General features: G+C 35.2%; 14 protein-coding genes and 2 pseudogenes. 14 read left to right on the forward strand and 2 right to left on the reverse strand.

Annotation, left to right across the window (positions count from 1 at the left end):
• Window positions 1-157: 157 nt before the first annotated feature.
• The 3 genes from tnpB (at window position 158) to ACFSO7_RS01285 (ending at window position 4,508) form a co-directional block, all read left to right on the forward strand.
• A complete protein-coding gene (tnpB, locus tag ACFSO7_RS01275; RefSeq protein ID WP_377874652.1) occupies window positions 158-442 on the forward strand; it encodes an IS66 family insertion sequence element accessory protein TnpB in 285 nt (94 codons plus the stop codon).
• 89 nt (window positions 443-531) lie between these two features.
• Entirely contained in the window at window positions 532-2,127 is a 1,596-nt protein-coding gene (tnpC, locus tag ACFSO7_RS01280) for an IS66 family transposase (protein ID WP_377874626.1), read from the forward strand.
• A 371-nt stretch (window positions 2,128-2,498) separates the two neighbouring features.
• Complete coding sequence (locus tag ACFSO7_RS01285) at window positions 2,499-4,508, forward strand: hypothetical protein (RefSeq protein WP_377874628.1); 2,010 nt, start codon at window positions 2,499-2,501, stop codon at window positions 4,506-4,508.
• Window positions 4,509-5,158: 650 nt separating this feature from the next.
• Here the strand turns inward: ACFSO7_RS01285 and ACFSO7_RS01290 are convergent.
• Window positions 5,159-5,965 carry a helix-turn-helix domain-containing protein gene (locus ACFSO7_RS01290; RefSeq protein ID WP_377874630.1) on the reverse strand — a complete coding sequence of 269 codons (807 nt, stop codon included), beginning with the start codon at window positions 5,963-5,965 and terminating at the stop codon, window positions 5,159-5,161.
• Window positions 5,966-6,411: 446 nt separating this feature from the next.
• On the opposite strand from ACFSO7_RS01290, the gene ACFSO7_RS01295 reads away from it, so the two are divergent.
• The 9 genes and pseudogenes from ACFSO7_RS01295 (at window position 6,412) to ACFSO7_RS01335 (ending at window position 13,353) form a co-directional block, all read left to right on the forward strand.
• Complete coding sequence (locus tag ACFSO7_RS01295; RefSeq protein ID WP_377874631.1) at window positions 6,412-7,062, forward strand: hypothetical protein; 651 nt, start codon at window positions 6,412-6,414, stop codon at window positions 7,060-7,062.
• Between the two features lie 22 nt (window positions 7,063-7,084).
• A complete protein-coding gene (locus ACFSO7_RS01300; RefSeq protein ID WP_377874633.1) occupies window positions 7,085-7,318 on the forward strand; it encodes a hypothetical protein in 234 nt (77 codons plus the stop codon).
• Window positions 7,290-7,487 carry a DUF7695 domain-containing protein gene (locus tag ACFSO7_RS01305; protein ID WP_377874635.1) on the forward strand — a complete coding sequence of 66 codons (198 nt, stop codon included), beginning with the start codon at window positions 7,290-7,292 and terminating at the stop codon, window positions 7,485-7,487. Before ACFSO7_RS01300 ends, ACFSO7_RS01305 begins: the two co-directional genes overlap by 29 nt.
• A gap of 32 nt (window positions 7,488-7,519) precedes the next feature.
• Window positions 7,520-7,786: a metallophosphoesterase gene (locus ACFSO7_RS01310; RefSeq protein WP_377874636.1), complete on the forward strand. Its 267-nt coding sequence runs from the start codon at window positions 7,520-7,522 to the stop codon at window positions 7,784-7,786.
• A 176-nt stretch (window positions 7,787-7,962) separates the two neighbouring features.
• Window positions 7,963-9,028, forward strand: a pseudogene (locus tag ACFSO7_RS01315) (IS4 family transposase).
• Window positions 9,029-9,672: 644 nt separating this feature from the next.
• Window positions 9,673-10,428: a hypothetical protein gene (locus tag ACFSO7_RS01320; RefSeq protein WP_377874638.1), complete on the forward strand. Its 756-nt coding sequence runs from the start codon at window positions 9,673-9,675 to the stop codon at window positions 10,426-10,428.
• 44 nt (window positions 10,429-10,472) lie between these two features.
• On the forward strand, window positions 10,473-10,862 hold the full coding sequence (locus ACFSO7_RS01325) for a hypothetical protein (protein ID WP_377874640.1): 390 nt from the start codon (window positions 10,473-10,475) through the stop codon (window positions 10,860-10,862).
• Between the two features lie 245 nt (window positions 10,863-11,107).
• Complete coding sequence (locus ACFSO7_RS01330; RefSeq protein WP_377874642.1) at window positions 11,108-12,754, forward strand: ankyrin repeat domain-containing protein; 1,647 nt, start codon at window positions 11,108-11,110, stop codon at window positions 12,752-12,754.
• Window positions 12,755-13,218: 464 nt separating this feature from the next.
• Window positions 13,219-13,353, forward strand: coding sequence for a hypothetical protein (locus ACFSO7_RS01335; RefSeq protein WP_377874644.1), 135 nt, complete (start codon window positions 13,219-13,221; stop codon window positions 13,351-13,353).
• 41 nt (window positions 13,354-13,394) lie between these two features.
• Here the strand turns inward: ACFSO7_RS01335 and ACFSO7_RS01340 are convergent.
• Window positions 13,395-13,813 (reverse strand): annotated as a pseudogene (locus ACFSO7_RS01340) (hypothetical protein); the annotation flags it as partial.
• 1,234 nt (window positions 13,814-15,047) lie between these two features.
• Between ACFSO7_RS01340 and ACFSO7_RS01345 the strand changes: the two are divergent.
• Together ACFSO7_RS01345 and ACFSO7_RS01350 are read left to right on the forward strand one after the other, a co-directional pair.
• Window positions 15,048-16,724 carry an S-layer homology domain-containing protein gene (locus ACFSO7_RS01345; RefSeq protein WP_377874646.1) on the forward strand — a complete coding sequence of 559 codons (1,677 nt, stop codon included), beginning with the start codon at window positions 15,048-15,050 and terminating at the stop codon, window positions 16,722-16,724.
• Window positions 16,725-16,916: 192 nt separating this feature from the next.
• Window positions 16,917-17,762 carry a hypothetical protein gene (locus tag ACFSO7_RS01350; RefSeq protein ID WP_377874648.1) on the forward strand — a complete coding sequence of 282 codons (846 nt, stop codon included), beginning with the start codon at window positions 16,917-16,919 and terminating at the stop codon, window positions 17,760-17,762.
• Window positions 17,763-18,465: the final 703 nt, after the last annotated feature.

The raw sequence follows: 18,465 nt of genomic DNA on the forward strand, positions 1-18,465 counted from the left end.
TTTATAATCATGATAGATATCAAAAACGATTAAACGGCCTTAGCCCTATGGAATATAGAGCTAAAGCCGCTTAAATCATTTTATTATTTCCACTGTCTACTTGACAGGGGGCAGTTCAGAATAGGTGGGGATTATTTGACGCTTACTGCGAAAGGGCATTGACGGATTGGCTACTCTGATCCAGGATTCTCTTGAATTAGATCCTTATGGCGATTCTATATTCTTGTTTGCCGGATGGAAAAAAGATCGTTATAAGTGTTTGTATTTCGACGGAGATGGCTTCGCCATGCTTTATAAGCGTTTGGATAATGGGAAGCTTCAATGGCCAAAAGATGAACAGGCGGTACGTAATCTTTCTCAACAGGAACTTCGGTGGCTACTCGAGGGGCTATCGATCCAGCAGCCAAAGGCCATTCAACCTTCATCAAAAGGTGTGTTCTAATTACATAAAACTACTAATCTTATGTTTATTACCTTGTTCAAACTCGTTATAATTAGAAGGACGAAACCGAACGAAAAGTGGTGAATGATGTGGCAAACGCTTCTTCTAAGAATGAAAATCAATACGAGAAATTAATTCGACTGCTCGAAGAGCAATTGGCTCATTCTAACCAACAGAATAGAGATTTATTAAAAAAGCTAGATCATTCTACTAAACAGATTGAATCGTTAACCGACCAACTTCGCCATTTAACCAAGCTTTTATATGGATCAAAAACTGAAAAAACGAAATATAATGCACCAGACGGTCAAAGTTCATTATTTGATGATGACCCGTCTTTTAGCGAGCCTGAGCACACAGGAGATCAAAGCCAACAGACGATCTCTTATACTGTTGTACGGAAAGTTCAATCGAAAAAACGAAATGATTCCCTACATGAAAATATTGAAGTAGAGGCTATCCATCATCATCCGGAAAATACGAATTGTGACTGTTGCCAAAGTCAAATGATTGAAATTGGTATTACTGTCGTACGGGAAGAAGCAGAATTTATACCAGCAAGAATGAAAAAAGTTCAGCACATTGAACATGCTTATGAATGCAAAATCTGTAAAGGCGATTTAGCTCAAAAAGCGCAAATTAAACGCGGCAAAGCACCACAGCCACCTATTCAACGCAGTATTGCAAGTCCTAGCGTACTTGCCAAGGTGATCTATGATAAATTTTCACAATACTTGCCCCTTTACCGTCAGGTAAAGGAATGGGAACGTTATGGCTTGAACACGAATGATAAGAATCTCTCCAATTGGGTCATACGTGTAGCGCAGGATTGGCTTTTCCCTGTTTACAAACAAATGAAGCAATTGATGATGGCAAAATCCATTTTGCATGTCGATGAGACCTATGGACAAATTATCAACCGCTCTGACGGAAAGTCTGGGCAATCGAATGCCTATAATTGGGTTTATCGAAGTGTGCCGAGTCAAGGTCCATCCATTGTTCTGTTTCAGAGTTCATTAACACGTGCTCGGTCTGTTCTCGAAAGCTTCATTGAAGGCTTTTCTGGAACGATTGTCTGTGATGGTTATTCTGCCTATGGCAAAATAGAGGATATCACCTTCGCAAATTGTTGGGCACATGTACGCCGTTATTGGTTAAAAGCGGACAGTAAAAATGGGCAAATTGGCGTTAAATATTGCGATGATCTATTTCGACTTGAAAGGCAATTTAAACATTTGTCTCCAAGTAAACGAAGGAAAAAACGCAAAAAGTACTCGAAGCCAATCGTTGATAAATTCCTTAACTGGGTTGAAAATGCGCCATTCTATAGCAAAAACGCACTTGGGAAAGCAGCTGAATACACGTTAAACAGAGTGAATGGCTTGAGAGCATTCTTGAGTGATGGCCGAATTGAGATAGATAACAATCCAGCTGAGAACGCTATTCGTCCAAATGTGATCGGTCGAAAAAATTGGCTGTTTAGTGTAAGCGAAGCTGGTGCAAAGGCTAATGCGATTTGTTTAAGTATGGCTGAAACTGCAAAAGCAAATGGTGTAGATTTCTATCACTATCTGGAGAAGTTATTGACGGATCTACCTAATCTAGATATCTATCAAAATCCAGAAATTATAAATCAATACATGCCCTGGTCACAAAAGATTCAGTCCGAATGTAGAAATAAATGAATAAGCCGTAAATTCGATTAAAAAAATCGTGATTTACGGCTGTTTGTGATGGCGTACTGGAAGGTACGCTTATTTTTTATATTTCGGGCTTACTTTGTGAAAGAGTGTAAGCTAACCGAGCGGTATAATAAAAATTTTTAAAAAAGTCTGTATCAATGATTGCTTAGTAATCTTAGAAACAAACTTTATCTATAGTTAAGTAACTGTTCTTATATATTATTAAATTATAACCTAAGCTCTTTTTTAAAAAATGGGAAAAATCAGTAAAATTTATTTACAAATCCTAGGAATTAAACTACAATAAAGTGGTAAATAAACCCAAGAATAGCAATGCCTATTCTTGCGCAACTAAATCTAAGGAGGAATGTGCAATGACACATCCGTTAATTAACAAATCTAAACTTGAGATTAAGGAGTTTTATTCGAAACACCTTGCTTCATTTCTAGAAGAAACTTATTATTATCCTCGTTTAATTGTTGCTGCTGAATCAAAGGCAGGTAAATCCACATTAATTTCTCGAATGAGTACAATTGATATGCGGGATTTTCTTAAGTTGGAAATTGGGCATATCCGAACAACAGCATGTACCGCACAGCATGTTTTTGATCCCCACCTCCCGAAAAATATTTTCGCTGTAAGTGCCAAGAAAAAATTCTTTGGAGAAATAAGAGATAAAGTTACAGCAATATCAATAACTGAATTTGCAAGTAACCTTATTTTATATGCCAAAGATAATGATTACTTGTTAGATGAACTAGTTGAAACAATATTTGATAATATATTTATCAGGAACAAGTCACTCTTTGACCTTTCGGAAATTTTAGATGAGATAAGTCAGACTATAATCAAGGAACAGTTAGCTATTATTCTGAAAAAGTTTATTAATGATGATTACGTGAAAATTGCAAGGGTAGCAAAAGAAAATTTTAAAAGTAAATCAAAAGATAGAACTTTAAAAAGTTTTGTTGAAGATGAGCTTAGCCAAAATATAGGTTTAGGTAAAGATGAGTTAATAAATAAAGCATTTGATCGTATATTTGGAATATTAAAACAAACAATAAATGATAGAATAATTGAAGTTTTCGATGGTACTAATGATAGAATTTTGTACTCTGTATTTAATATTGAAGAAGATAACGAAGATGGAATAAAGTTTATGGAGGCAATATTTGGTTCATCAACAGAATCTAATAATAAGAAAACTAAAGGAATTCAATATTTTCTTGATGAGATTATTGTTCATGTACCGACTAATGAAATCTATGATAGAGATAAGCCATTTGTAGTATTGGATACACAGGGCTTGGATCATGAGAATAATCAAAATGATGAAATTCTTTCCAACTTTCTTACATTAGTAAATAGTAATAGAGTGAATCAGATTCTTTTTTTATCTCCTTTTTCCACAGATGATAAGGTGTTTGGGGTTGTTAGATCTGGATTAAATAAGATAAAAAAGAAAATAGGAGTAACTCTTTTACTTACAAAGTATGATGAGTTTATAAGTAGTGCGATCGTTTCATCAGGAAAAGACACAGATGAACTTGACGACGATTTGTTAAATGAATTTGTAAAAACTAATATTTCTCCTCAAGCTGATAACGCAATTAAGGAAATAAAGAAATCAATTGAGAGACATAATTTAGCAACAGATTTAATCACCTTCGATGAAAGCGTATATAAACTTAGCTTTCAAAGAAGTTTTGGTTGTTCTCAAACAAAGATATCAGATATATATAATATTATTAACAATATATTAGATAAAATTGAAAGTGATACAACAACAAGGATAGTAAAAAGGGTAGATGGAATAGCTGGAGATATTGATGAAATTGTCCCTGTTATTATTGATCATGATAGACTTTATTCAATCTGTAAAAATATTATTGACAATAATGTGTTTTTAAATAGTTTAAATGGTCTCATCAATAAAAAACCACATTGGACTTCAGTTTATGAGTTGAAATATAAAATTAAGATTGGTCATGGTCACACCACTAATGCAAGGAGTTATGATAATTTTAGTATCTATCCTGCAGCAGGTATTAGGAATTCATTAATTTCAAGCAATATATCAAACGTGTTATCATGGGATTTTAGTAACCTACAAAGCGCTCCTGATGATTTAGAAAGAGTATTACGGGACAACATTGAAAGTGAGTTAGTTGACAACGTATACCAGTTAATTGCTAGAAATATGACGTATGAATATATCACTGATTATTTTTACAGATACCAACACTATCTAGATTGGTATCAAGGATTAATGGGGTTATATAAAAAAATAATATCTGACCCCGATTGTTGGGTTGCAGGAATTTTAAGTAAACTAACGAGTCTTGCGAAAGTCAAGGTTAGAGAAACTTTGTCAGTAAATTAATTAATTCCTATTCCTAAAAAGTTAAGGTGAATCGTAACAAACAAAGGATACTATTTGTGATTTTATACCAAAATTGTTTTGGGTTATGTACTCCTAGCTAGAGTATGTAACCCTTTTAAATATTGTAATGTCAAATGGCTTTATTTTTACGAATATTAAAATGATATTATATAAGATCATAATGCAACTTATTTATTTGGAATCACTTAATTGAGAAGAGTATTTGATATAAAAAACGTCTAGAAAAAAAGTTGAGTTGAAATTTAAATTTATGATGTTGATGAAGTGATTATTGCAGATGAATTGAGCCATCAATTGCGGAAAAAAGAGCCACTAATAGTACAACCGCTCCTTAAAGAATAGAATCAGGACCACAGCGGAGCTGCTTGCCCTTGACTGTAACCGCCCGATTCTTTGAATATGCTAGAAGGGGTCGGGCTCCACCAGCGATTGCTTCCACACAAGCCACTAACCTTAACCAATCTGTTGCACTTGCAAGATCATGGCATTCGTGCAAACGTTCATGGACATACTCATGATCGTAATGAGGGCTTCGACCCGAATTTGTATTGCTGTGTACCCGTGGAATGTACGGATTACCGTCCGATTTCTTATGAGGAAGTCAGGATGAGAGTATTGGGTGGTTAATTTTATGTGGTAGCTGCCTTTTGCACAACCAACATTTGATCGGCAATTCGTAAAATCATCCCCCGCTTAATGTCACTGTCTAAGGACAAATAGCCTTTCGCTATTTCACGTAAATCCTTGTTGAGTAGGAGCAAATACCTTGAAAAGGTTTCTTCTTCCTCGGTATTTTCTTTAATGGGGAACGTAGCTATTAAAAGTTGAGATAAATCGGATGAATCCATTATCCCGCCGTTTGGCACATTTGTGATTCTTTCGAGCCTGGCAAAAACCAAGTCGTATTTTGTGAAAGACATGGAGGTGGGTTCACCCTGCAGAATGTCCAGATATGCTAAGAATTGCGCTTGGCTTTCTTCATCTAAATGATGGTACATAGCGGATATGTCAATTGCTTCTGCTGGAATCGATAGTAATTCATTATAAGACGTGAAAAGCAATTTTGCCTGTTCCGCTGATAGCCCACGTAACTTTCCTTCTATTTCTTTCATGCACTCCTTCCAATAATATACGTTGTCGGGCTCGTCCTCTTCACAATTTACCGATTCATAGTCGGGATGAAGTTCATAGTGTTGGATGCCTAACGCCGCCGCAAGAGCCCCTATACGTCCTTCCTTTTTCGGTATACGTTTCCCACTTATATAGTAACGAATGTTTCTGGGATCAATTTCATGCGGAATCTGTTCGTTATTCGATATTTTTTCTGCGAGTTCATCTTGCGATATCTCCATTTCGTCCATCCACGAGGAAAGCAATTTCGCAAACGTTCTTCGTTCTACAACCTTTTTTAGGTTTATTCTCCTATTTTTACCCATATTAGTGCCCCTTTGAAAGTGTTAAGGAACAAAAACAAGAAAAATTCGGTGAAAAAAATTAATTTTGTTCCTTCTTAAAAAATCAGCTAGTCAGTATAATCAATGTAACAATTGACAAGTAAAAAATCAATTTTTGAGATTTGAACCCAAAGGAAGAATCTGTTTGAAAAAGTTCAATTAAAGCGAAAGTATATCGTTAAACTATTGAGAGAAGTCTTTAATGAAAGTAATCTTCGCTTTGAAAAAATAGAGTATGAGAAAATATTTTCCCTAAGTGAGCTTACCATCAGTAATGGTAAAATATGGATTACTATGAATTGTCATAATGTGGATATTGTTAGAGTGATGGAACAGGATGTTATTTCCATATCTCAAATTCCTAAACAAAGCAGAAGAGGTGATTAGAGAGGATATTATGATTTACTTAACCAGTAGGGGTGTTCAACGTGAAAGAAATTCAATTTCAAGACAAACAGTTTGAGAGAGCCGTCCTCACGCAGTTAGACAGCTCAAGGGAACGAGTAACGCTTGAGGACATTCAACAGATCAGAGGAATTCTAATTACGCATGATGATGCATCGGAGATTTATATCCCATGGTATAGCGATTCGTGGGAGCTGGACATTCCCATGCGTGATGATTCACGGCTTCCTTCGGATGAGGATGATTATCCATGGAAGGTTCCGATGATTAGGCCGAATCTTAGGTTCAACGTCAATGCCACAAACGGTCTATGGGAGCAAGATTTAAGGCATTTTTCACATATAGAGACATTATATATCTATGCGCCGACGGAGGATCTGAAGTTTCTCGGTGACTTCGCTACTAATCTCCAAGAGCTTTACGTAGTGGATAGTTATACAAAGAACTGGAGCTTTATCCGGAATTTGATAAATCTCCGTTTGCTTTTCATCAGTACATGTGATGATGGTCTTGACGTTAATCCAATTTGTGAACTCTCCAAGATCAATAATAGATTAACTCATGTAGGGCTGGAATACAAAATTTATGGTCCTCCACTAGGTAATCCACTAGCTGAATTCATAGAGCTTGAGTTAAACGCTTCGTTTTCAAATAGGAGCATAAGAGAGGGCTAAGACCTCGCTTCGAGTCATACATATGCTTAATTTGGAAGAACTACATTCCTGCTTAGGTTCAGCCATTTGTAAAAATATTATTGCTCAATACGAGATTAAACTCAGTATGGCTCCAGAAGACCCCGATTTGTTTGAAACCAAGCAATCAATGAAACATATTGATGTGTTCACTGCTAGGCTATTAAGGGAATACCCTGATATACGGGAAAAATATTTAGGAGGTACCAATGAAAAAATTCAAAAGCAACATGATTAAATGTAAGCACTGCGAAACTGTTGTAAAGGCTGAAAAAGGTGACGCAGGTCTAAAGTATTGTCAATGCAAAAAAGTTGCAATTGATACTCAAAACCCATTGTTGAGAAGGATCTTTCCTTCACATCCTTATGAAGAACATTATGAAGAATTATCAGAATTGGAAGATTAATAGTTGATTTGGGGAACGGAGGTCGATGTAACATGGACTATTTCTTCATCAGTGACCCTCACTTCGGGCATAATTTAGCATTCTCACAGAGACCATTTGATACGATAGAAGAGATGGATCAAGTAATTATTGATAATGTAAGGAATACGGTTAAGAGCAACGATATTGTCTTTTGGCTAGGGGATATGTTTTTTGCAAAGAGTGAGCGTCGATTTGAAATTGCTGGACAACTAACTGCTAAAGGTAGACATATTGTCATCTTAGGTAATCATGATCGAGGTCGCATATCTTATGGGTAATTTAAACGTATGGGGTTTTATCCAGTGAAAATGTATCATTAGTGTTGCATTAATAAAAATTCAATATTAAAAAGACTCTAAATCTTCAATAATTTCATTTTCTGCAAAGAAAAAGTCCTTTATAATGGATATGTCAGGTGGTAACCCGTCCAAATCCAATAAAAAGGACCAATCTCATGGACAAGATTACACCAAAAACTTCATTTGGACAATGGGTTTCACCCATAAATTTTCATTTATTTGATGACAAAGTGAAAACCCTGAAATTAGACTATTATACAAAAAAGTTAACGACTCTTCGTTCTTAAAATTATTGCTTTTCGCTCAGTTACATGAAACGGAAAGCCTGCATGCGCTTAGCGATTGCCTATTTGATGATAATCTTCAAGAAGGTGCATCTTTAGATTCAATCAGTGTTTCACAAATGTCTCGCCGGTTAAACGGATTGAATCCCGAGGTATTTCAGCACTTGTTTCTTGATTTGGTGTCTCAAATTCATAGGAAAACAAGTTACTCTGCCTTTAAAATGCCTTTGAAAATCATTGATTCTAGTACATTGCCTCTGAATTTAACGAATCACAAATGGGCTGAATTTCGAAAGACTAAAGCTGGTGTAAAGCTGCATTTGCGACTAGTATTCATGGATGAAGGCCATTCATATCCTGAAAAGGCCGTCATCACTAATGCGAACGAACATGACCGTGGTCAACTCGAGGTCATGGTAGATGACAAAGAATGCATGTACGTGTTTGACCGAGGTTACTTGGATTATGAACGCTTTGATCGAATGACTGATGAAGGATACTTTTTCCTTTCAAGATTACGTAAAAATGCGGTCGTAAGGGAAATCTACGATTTCCAAATACCGAAAGGTTCCACCGTAATATCAGATCAGATGGTCTTAATTGGCACTACTCAAAATCGGGCAGAAAACTTTTTCAGACTATGTTCGACCTAGAACCTGATGAAATTTCTGAGATGTATAGATCACGCTGGGCAATTGAGCTGTTTTTCAAATGGTTAAAACAGCATGTGAATATCAAGAAATTTTACGGTCAAAGTGAATGGGCCATTCAAAATCAAGTATTCATTGCGCTTATCGTTTACTGCCTGCATGTACTTGCGCAAATCGAGACGAAAAGCAAATGCAAGATCCTCCAGATTAGCCGATATTTAAAGGCTAGCCTTTGGAAAAGAGCAACTAGTTGGATTCGGAGAATTGAGACAAAATCTATTCCTTAATAAAGAAACTGTCGCTGTCACTCATGTCTAATTGTAAATAAATGCCAAATGGATAGAACCACCTTATTGAACCATTTACTTTTTTGGCTCTTATTCTCGAGAATAAATAGATTGAATTTTCTGTTAGTATTAATGCAACACTAGTGAAAATGTATCATTTTAAAAATTTATTCCTTACCCATGAACCTCTCAGTACATCAAATCTAGAGTGTTTTTTTCAAATCGTATACAGCATGAGCTGGCTTGGGCTGGTCCGTGAGCTGTGCACACTTAATATCATATTTGAAGTCTATTGGATATATAACGGTGAACAGCCAGTAAGTTAAGAAGTCTCATACTCCCTTGTTGATTATCCTTTTGGGACAGAGATTACTCACTCTTCTTTACGTTCAGATGGGACTGTGGATGTTACGATAGAGACTCCTGTTTTTTGTGGAACTAGGAGTGCTGTATTTGAAATACCTTCTTGTACTTGGAAAAAGAAAACTGGATATACAGTAAGGAAATTTTGGATTTCGAAGATATGTTGAAACACGTGGTAGATGTTATCTTAGATATTGCTGAAAACGGGTATGGTGATTAAAGAGGGTTAATGAGCCTTGGTGCATATTTTCTTACACACTTCGAAACTGTAAAAAGAAAGGGTGAATCTCTGGAGGACTCTACTTGACGAGATCATATCCAAAAGGGAGTTTATTTATCAAGCTCTTGAACCGCTGAAAATTCGTTGGATTCGTCTTTATGGATCGGTACTCGCACGCAAAGAAACATGCATAAGTGATGTAGATCTCTATATTGCATTTGATGAGCATGAGAATGGAACCGATTGCTGGGATCGGCGTAGCAAGGTAGAAGACGCGCTGCATGCGATTTTAAATAGGCGTATAGGTGTTCAGTGCGAAGCTCATATCTATGAGAAGTTCCGTGAAACGACTGAAAGGGATTCGATTGACCTAAGGGATTTATTGCAATCTAAACACTATCAAATAACCCCAAAGTCATCTGCTCTCTATTATGAGATGCTTCGATTTGAAATTGAGAAGTGGAATGAATTCTATATCGCCTTTTCATCACAGGAACCGATTAGGGAATGGTTTTGCGACCCAGCCATTAATGAGTTTGACAAACAAATGCTCATTCAAAGTTATTGCCAATATCATATAGTTACATTTATACGTCGAAGTACGTGGTGGTTTTCGAGACTAATGCATTTGGAAGATAACGACATATTCGAACAGTCAGATTTCGATCTGTTTGGTTTAATTCGTCTGGGATTCGAAGAAGAAAATACTCTGACATGGGTTATACGATTCGATAACGATACATATATCAACGATATCGAATATATTAACATCTGTGTTCATGGTCTATCCAAGTGGATTAAGAAGAAAGGATACTAGTTCCAGATAATTTGGATGATAGATAGGAAGGAAGTTTTAGCACAATGGTGAAGAATGTGTTTGATGAGAAGCTAGTCGCGCGATTTCCATTCTACTGTTGGTTGGACGAGTACGGAAATAAGAGAACTGCAAGCTTCTGGATCGGAGAAGGTTGGTTAGAGTTGTTATTGACGATGTCGTTAGCAATCGAGGAGCAGCTCACGCAAATGTCGTCGTTGGATACAACAAGCTTCGCTATTTACGAGGTAAAGGAGAAGTATGGCGGGATGAGAATTGACTTTTCAGGTTCACCTAATCGAGATATTGGGAAGCTCATCCGCCAAGCAGAAGAGGACAGTTTCAACGTTTGTGAAGAATGTGGTCATCCTGGGCGGATCAGAGATGTTCGATCGTGGATTACAGTACTGTGTGATTTGTGTAATGAGAAACAGTGAAAAGGAGTGATGACTTTGACATTGGTGCTGCACCCCAAAAGTTAGAGTTTATGTTGACCGAGGCAATACAGAGAACTTCACATCTATATTTTATGGTAGTTGGGACCGATTTATGGACAATCTTGAATCGGATGTTTATGGAAATCACATCGTACTTCAACCATATCAGTTTCTTAGTGATGTGGTTGACATCTTAGACAATATAAAGTAACAGCAAAAATAATAGAATGGTGAGGTAATATACTATGGGAAATATAAGAAATATGGATTCGATTATTGATGATATTAAGCAAATACAGAAAGATCTATCCCCTGTGAGGGCTGAGTACGTGATACAGACAAAGGTTTTATCTGAAATGAACCTATCAGACTATACGGATGAAGATATTGAGCAGTTATGCAAATTTGCTATTGAGAAAAACATTAATATACTTATTGAGGAATTAATGAGCATACCACAACTAAAAAGTATCATTTGCTCAATGACGGACGAAGAAAAAAAAGATATAATACGTGGAATCCCAGTTTGGCAGATTGTATATACCTTTTTTGAATATGACAAAATTAATTTACCTGAGTTTTTCACACTCATGGCTAAATATGCAGGTAGTCAAAGTGCCGATATTGTCAAGCTGTATGAAATTATCTTGAGAAAATGCCCTGAATTTCGAAGCTATTTAGAGAGGGTGTTTAAACATGCGGCTCAAAATAACAGCATAGCCCTTATGGATTTTGCCTTGATGAATATGGAGGAAATTTCAAAGGAAGAGTATCAGCAGTTACTGAATGAAGGATTGATACGTTCTGCCAGTTCAGGCTCAGTAAAAACCGTACGGTACTTGATTGAAAAGGGTGCAGATATAACAGTAGTAGGTGATAAAATGCTTCCTTCTGCTGCTGCACTCGGTGTTGTGAGTGTTATGGAGTATCTAGTGAGCCTTGGTCTAGATATCCAGGCCAACGATAATATAGCACTTAAACAGGCTGCTGCGTATGGACAGAGTGATATGGCGATGTACTTACTAAAACAGGGGGCAGATATCCACACCGATCATGAAGAAGCTCTAAGGTTGGCTATGGTTAATAACCATCCAGATACCGTCTTAATACTACTGCTTAATGGAGCAGATGTTGACAGGATAGATTTTGATGAACGATTATTGGATAGATATAACTTTAATACGAGAGAGAGGGATGGTAGTAGGAATAATGATTACGTTTATCAGGACAGCTTTATAGATGTTAAAGATGTGGTCTATTGGGATACTTTGAAGAATCGCAAAGTAGATCCAACAGATCTAGTATACTCAATGAGTTCCTTTAAGGCTAATGTATCCAAAGATATACGTGCAAATCTCGTAAACAAAATTAGCTACTTTATGAGTGAATGTATGTCAATCGGTACCGGTATTAGTGAACCTTCAGTGGAAGGATATGTAAGGATACTCAATTTAAAGGATGCTATGTGGGCTACCGTTGTTAAAAAACAGAGAAATTCCTATGATTTTTTGAGGAGAATGGTGGATTGGTTCAAATATAGAACACTTGATGAGTTTGAATCAATGTTGACTAAACAACCCATTGACTATTGCGAGGCGGAATTTGTCCTTGAGAGTTTTCCTAGTGAGCGACTTAATTGCACGTACTGTTATAGTGATGATATAAAGTTTGATCAGCATGGAAACTGTAGGTGTTCCACTTGTGGGCTTATTAAATCGGGAAAGATTGCGCATCGAGAACGCCTATATCACATGTGGGAAAGTGAGGATGCAGCAAAAGAGGAGAGAAGGTATACCATTGATGAATGGGAAGCCGAACACTATCAAGATGCAGAAGGAGAATGGTTTAATTATGAAGGTCACTGGGTAGAGTATCCATTTTACGAAGATTAAGGTAGGTAATTGCTATTTGAGGATTGCCTGAATGATGCTCTACAAAAGAACAAATAGAAGAATATTGGAATTGGTTTCATCAAATACCAGATGTTTTTGTTCGTATTAAGCACAGGAAGCCATTACTAAAACATTCAATTAGTATAGTAAGACTTAAAATAAATGGATTTGCACTTCCAAAAAAATGGTGTTTCCGAACAAATATCCATGTTAAATAAAATTGATGATATAGAAGAACTTCTAGCGGTTGCGGAAGATATAAAATATCTCTTTGATTTTGTGACCAGCTTTTTATAGTCAGAATTATATGGAAAATATCAAACAGTTTAATCGTTTTAATAGATTTACATTATGTGAAGGGGGGAGAAAATGAAATTTATATATTTTAATGATACTAAGAGGGAAACTTTTTCCCTATTGGAATGTATTCAAGCAAGGAATTAGCGAAACAAGAGCTGTTTCGTTTGCCTAAAGATGAACATTATCAATTATTTGAACTACCGATGAATACCTTTTTTGGTCAATTAAAAAATAATAAAGTTATAAGTGAATTGGGAAGACTTAATCACGAACATTTTACACCTGAAGATGAGAACTAAATTCAAAAAAACAACTCCTTTTTATTAACTTCTTAACATATCTACGGTGACAAAAGTAGATTTTTAAGTTGTTTCACACGTTCTTTGTGAGCAACTTTTTTGCTTTGTTCAAGGCATCTAAACCAATATAAATATTTTGTAGCCACCCTTGGAAACGCTCCATAAACTGTTTTTAACGCTTATGATAGGCATTAATGTGTTGGATATGGAAGAGATGACTTGTCCGTTGCGGTCTTGTGCGACAAGAACACAAATTTGTTCCTTTGAAATATCTCTTTTTGTATCAACACCACCACGCTTATGAGGTTTTCTGTGAGAAATAGACTTCTTCCCTTTTGTCACTTTCTAAGAAGAATGTTTCGTCACTTTCCACAATACCTTTTAGTGTTTGATTACCTAATGAACCAACAGCGTTTAGTATATTATGTCGCCAATAAAAAGCCGTTGAAATATGAATTTCCCAAGTCCCTCTACTGTAAATTTAGGATGGAGGAAGAGAAAATTAATACCTATAATCTGTTTTTTTATTTATTGGATTAAACGTTTCCTAAAACATCAAAATGTCGGTAACTATAAACTCTCTTAATACAAAATCAATTTGGTATGCGACTTTAGTGGTCACATTTTGGTAACATACTATAGATTATTCATAATTACTAGAGATAACAAAATAATTCTATAGGCCTCATCTAACCCTTATTATCTAAGATTTCTGATAACAAATAAAATTAAGAAATAACTAAAAATCAGACCCTTCCACCAACTTCAAAACCGCTTGTGACCTGCGTGCCAGGTTAGCTGGGTTCCATTCCCAGGCAGTCCCGCCAATTTTGATACTATTACATATTTTGCCGCACAATGATTTTTCACTTGTGCGGTTTTTTGTTGGTTTTCGGTAGACCGAGGGTGACCGGTACCCAATACCGTCGGTGATCGTTTTGAAAGACCGCACTTATTAACGACGGATTCACAGATTTTAGAACGATGAAAGGAACGTATTATTGTATGATATAAAAGGAAAAGTATAGTTAAAGAATCTAATTTATGTCATATTCAACAATCGGGGCCATATTGTGAAGTAACTCTTATTTTACGTAGTAGACCTATACTGCGTATTAAGGGTTAAATGCTTCCGTTTAATTGAATATTGAAAGAAATGGTGGGGAGAATTTTACAAAAGGTGGTTGTAAGCGTTAAAATGTCCCCACCTGTTAAGACTCTTTAATCTGTGTGATAATCTCCTAAAGTGAAAAACGATGTTTTTTTTTAATGTTGGGGTTTAGTGAGCTGCTAACTGAGTAGGAAAAGCAATAATAGGAGTTGTTGAAGGAGAGAAAAGAAGAGGTAACTCGACGTTCTCGATGGAAATAACGACGATGGGTAATCCACCAAACTTATGTGATAATTTGGAAGGAAACTCATTCTACATATTTAAGCTGCATAAGTGAAGTGCTGATGGAGAAACAGGAGAACTTGCTCGATGGTTTGGAGGGAAGTACGGAATATTTTTAGCTGGTCTAGAGAAATGCTGACATAATAATTAACAACATAATATACTGATTTGTTCAATTGAATTTACACAATTAATTCGCAATTGATTAAAAAGGTAAATAGAAAGAAAACTAAGTACCCTTATTAACTTAAAAAGAAACTATATATGCCCACTATATTTTAATTCCAAAGGGAGCAATTTGATGAAAAATATTACAATTTTATTATTTTGTTTTTTATTATTTATGGTGAACTTTGAAGTACCATTAGTTTGCGCAGAAAGTAAATTCAGAGATATAGGAAACACACATTGGGCTAGGGAGGAAATAGAATATCTTAGTAATAGAAATGTTATTAGTGGTTATTATGGTGGAGATTTTGCCCCAGATGAAGTCATTACAAGAGAGCAAGCAGCATTACTGTTAGGGAGAGCTTTGGATATAGGAATAAACGGTACTTCTAGCATAATCAAATACCTTATTAATCTAAATATTTTAGATAAAGAAGCCGCAACGAATCGAAATGAAGCTATGACAAGAAAAGAAATGGCCAAGGCATTATCAGTAGCCTACACGTTACAAGGAACGCAAAAGTTGAATTTTAATGATGTTTCAGTCGATAACGGATATTATCCATATATAGATGCATTAGCACAATTTGAAATATCCAAAGGCTATAAGGATGGAACATTCCGACCCAACTCTCCCGTAACTAGGGCACAATTCTGTGTATTTGTTACCAAAGCCATTAAATTAAATAAAAAGGCAATCGTTGAATCAGTTGGTAATGTAACTAAACCTAGTAATGGGAACACTTCAGGGGAAACTGGTAAAAGTATCTTTAAAGATATTGGTGATTCGTTTTGGGCAAGAGAGGAAATTGAGTTCCTTTACAATAGAAAGATAATCAGTGGGTACAGTGGTGATATGTTTTCACCGAATGAAATCATTACAAGAGCTCAAGCAGCACTAATGTTAGGACGGATTATGAATATAGATGTGAGTGGCAATGAATCCAAAAGTATTGCTAGATTAATATTTTATAATATGATGGGAGAAATCGCTAGAAATCAACGTAGTGAAGCTATTACTCGAAAGGAATTGGCTAGAGCAATCTCTGTTGCATATGATTTAAAGGCTACTAACACTTTTAATTTTAGCGATGTATCAAAACATGATCCTTATTATAAATATATTAATAATATCACTCAAATTGGAGTTATTGATGGATTAGTCGATGGTGGATTTAAACCAGAAGCTCCCGTAACAAGAGCCCAATTTTGTGTGTTTATGACGAAAGCAATTAAATTAGGGTTAGTAACTACTTTAAATGATAGAGCCAGAGTAATTATGTCTAAGGAAGAAATAGTAAATATTCTTGGTGAACCAGATGAAAAACATTATAGACCAGGTTGGGGTCCTGAACAGATTTGGGTTTATACACGAGAAATTGATAAGCTCAAATTACCAATCATTTTAAAAGTCGCAAAGGCTGTCCGATACATTCAATTAGAATTCTTTCCAAGTGGAAGACTAAGAAATATGAGACTAGTTTTTAATCATAATGGAACTTTTTCGGATTTTACAAAAACTATTACAGAATCATTAAATATTCAGCCTTCTAAAACAGTTCATAATAAGGAGAGTATATGGAGTGATGATGCATATACGACCTATACTGCAAAATCAAAGGTTTTTATTGATGAATTGCTCTTACAAGTTGATTCTAGTAATAGAAGTAAAAAAGTAATAATTGATAATTATATTGGACTTCAATGGGATGGGACTATGGTCTATACTGAACCCGAAGTGATAAATCCGATGGTTAAGTATTGGCAGGAAATTGATGGAGTATATTTTGATATTACCAATATTCGTTAGCTAATTTTAATAGCCTTTTTAAGTATTTAGTTTTAAACAAAAATAATTATAAGACAATAAAAGCCGTTTTTAACAATAATGTGAGGAACGGCTTTTCTCATAAATAAGATAAGCGATTTATCCCATTGCCCTCTATTTTATAGAATATATTTAAAAAGCTGTACTTACTGCCTTTCAAAAGGAGAAGAGTAAATGAGGATTTTCCAATATCAAGGACAAGAAGAAGATCATTATACAAACATCTTAATGAATATCCTAGCAAGGGATGGTTGTTGTTTAGCTGCTGGATTCCTAAAAGGTCTTATACCAGAGCTTGCACAAAAATTTAATTTTGAAGAAATAAATATAAATACTCGTGTGAAATACTGTCCCCAAGAGGAAAAAGAGCACGAGTACATAATAGGTATTGCTCCGTACACAAAAGCTATTGATAAACGAAATATATATGAAGATAATTCAGGATCAATACCAGATGCCTGGATTTGTGGAACTAATTTTAATCTATTATTTGAATTTAAAATTAGGGGTGTTCTTGATGAAGCTCAGATAGCAGCGCACCAAAGACTATTAGGAGAGAATGTTAAAATCATTAGAATAACATGGTCTGATGTTATTACTGTATTAAAAACAATTCATACTTCTCAAGATTCAATTAACCACTACTTACTAACTGAATTTCTCCATGTTACAGATAACTTTAAATCAAAACGACGGTCCTCAGGTATGCCTACCCAGATTATAAGTAATATTAATAAAGAAAACGAATGCCATTTCATCATAACTGGTAGTAAGAAAATGAAAGTTTTCACAATTGAAATTATGATGGACGGAAAGAAGAAAATGCTTCATACCAACTTGAAGGGGATACAAGAGGCTAGAAATTGGATTGCAAAGTACGTATATAATAAACATATTCAAATTCCTATTCTTTTTGAAGGAATGAATACAGAAATATCTGATTATTGCGTTGTACCAGGTAGAGCAGAAAAGAAAAATCAGTGGAATCAATGGCGATTAGGTGGGTTTCTTAATTCCTAGATAATTGTCCAAGTTCGCTAATATTTTTTTATAATTGAGCACCGCTTAATACAAAAAGATATTGTAAAAGACTACCTTCTCTAATATTTCATTGGGTGTGAAAAAATCATATAAACACCCTACAAAAGACGTATGAAAGGACTAATAAAAAAATCTTGAAGGGGATGAAAACTTGGAAGTTTAAGTCATTATCATTAATAATGAAATATCCATTTGTCATTTTTTGTGAAAATACAAATGGAAACAAAATTCAAGGTTCAATCCATTATCAATAAAATAGCTAGGTATTGCTTTTATCTTTCTTAGCTATCTTATGAATCATAAAAAGTATTCTACATTTGTATGTCAGAAATGGCATACTCTTTTATAATTACAGCCCAAAATGGTTACAATACACTATTCTTTAAATCCAGTTTCACAAACCAAGTATTAATCATCTCTAACCAACGTTTAGTTGAACAATAACAATATTCAATATTATTATATAGAATTTGGTTTCTATTTCTATTTCTATTTCTATTTCTACTTGTCTAGCATATCTTTCCTCAACTTTTTCTGTCACTCTGGGCTCAGACATTGCTTCTGGTGTAAACGCTAAAATAAAGTGAACAGTTTTTGCTCACTTCCAATGAACACTTTTCACCTAATAAATTCTTTCCTGTAAACTGATTTTATCAGCTATAGGGGGAACATAATGGAGGAA

The sequence above is a fragment of the Bacillus sp. CGMCC 1.16607 genome (genome assembly GCF_042683745.1).
Taxonomy (GTDB): Bacteria; Bacillota; Bacilli; order Bacillales; family Cytobacillaceae; genus Pseudoneobacillus.

What these genes read in the sequence shown, in the direction of transcription:
- ACFSO7_RS01330 (WP_377874642.1), top strand. Translation starts at nt 11,108, where the DNA reads ATGGGAAATATAAGAAATATGGATTCGATTATTGATGATATTAAGCAA.
- ACFSO7_RS01300 (WP_377874633.1), top strand. Translation starts at nt 7,085, where the DNA reads ATGCTTAATTTGGAAGAACTACATTCCTGCTTAGGTTCAGCCATTTGT.
- ACFSO7_RS01345 (WP_377874646.1), top strand. Translation starts at nt 15,048, where the DNA reads ATGAAAAATATTACAATTTTATTATTTTGTTTTTTATTATTTATGGTG.
- ACFSO7_RS01325 (WP_377874640.1), top strand. Translation starts at nt 10,473, where the DNA reads ATGGTGAAGAATGTGTTTGATGAGAAGCTAGTCGCGCGATTTCCATTC.
- ACFSO7_RS01305 (WP_377874635.1), top strand. Translation starts at nt 7,290, where the DNA reads ATGAAAAAATTCAAAAGCAACATGATTAAATGTAAGCACTGCGAAACT.
- ACFSO7_RS01310 (WP_377874636.1), top strand. Translation starts at nt 7,520, where the DNA reads ATGGACTATTTCTTCATCAGTGACCCTCACTTCGGGCATAATTTAGCA.
- ACFSO7_RS01290 (WP_377874630.1), bottom strand. Translation starts at nt 5,965, where the DNA reads ATGGGTAAAAATAGGAGAATAAACCTAAAAAAGGTTGTAGAACGAAGA.
- ACFSO7_RS01285 (WP_377874628.1), top strand. Translation starts at nt 2,499, where the DNA reads ATGACACATCCGTTAATTAACAAATCTAAACTTGAGATTAAGGAGTTT.
- ACFSO7_RS01350 (WP_377874648.1), top strand. Translation starts at nt 16,917, where the DNA reads ATGAGGATTTTCCAATATCAAGGACAAGAAGAAGATCATTATACAAAC.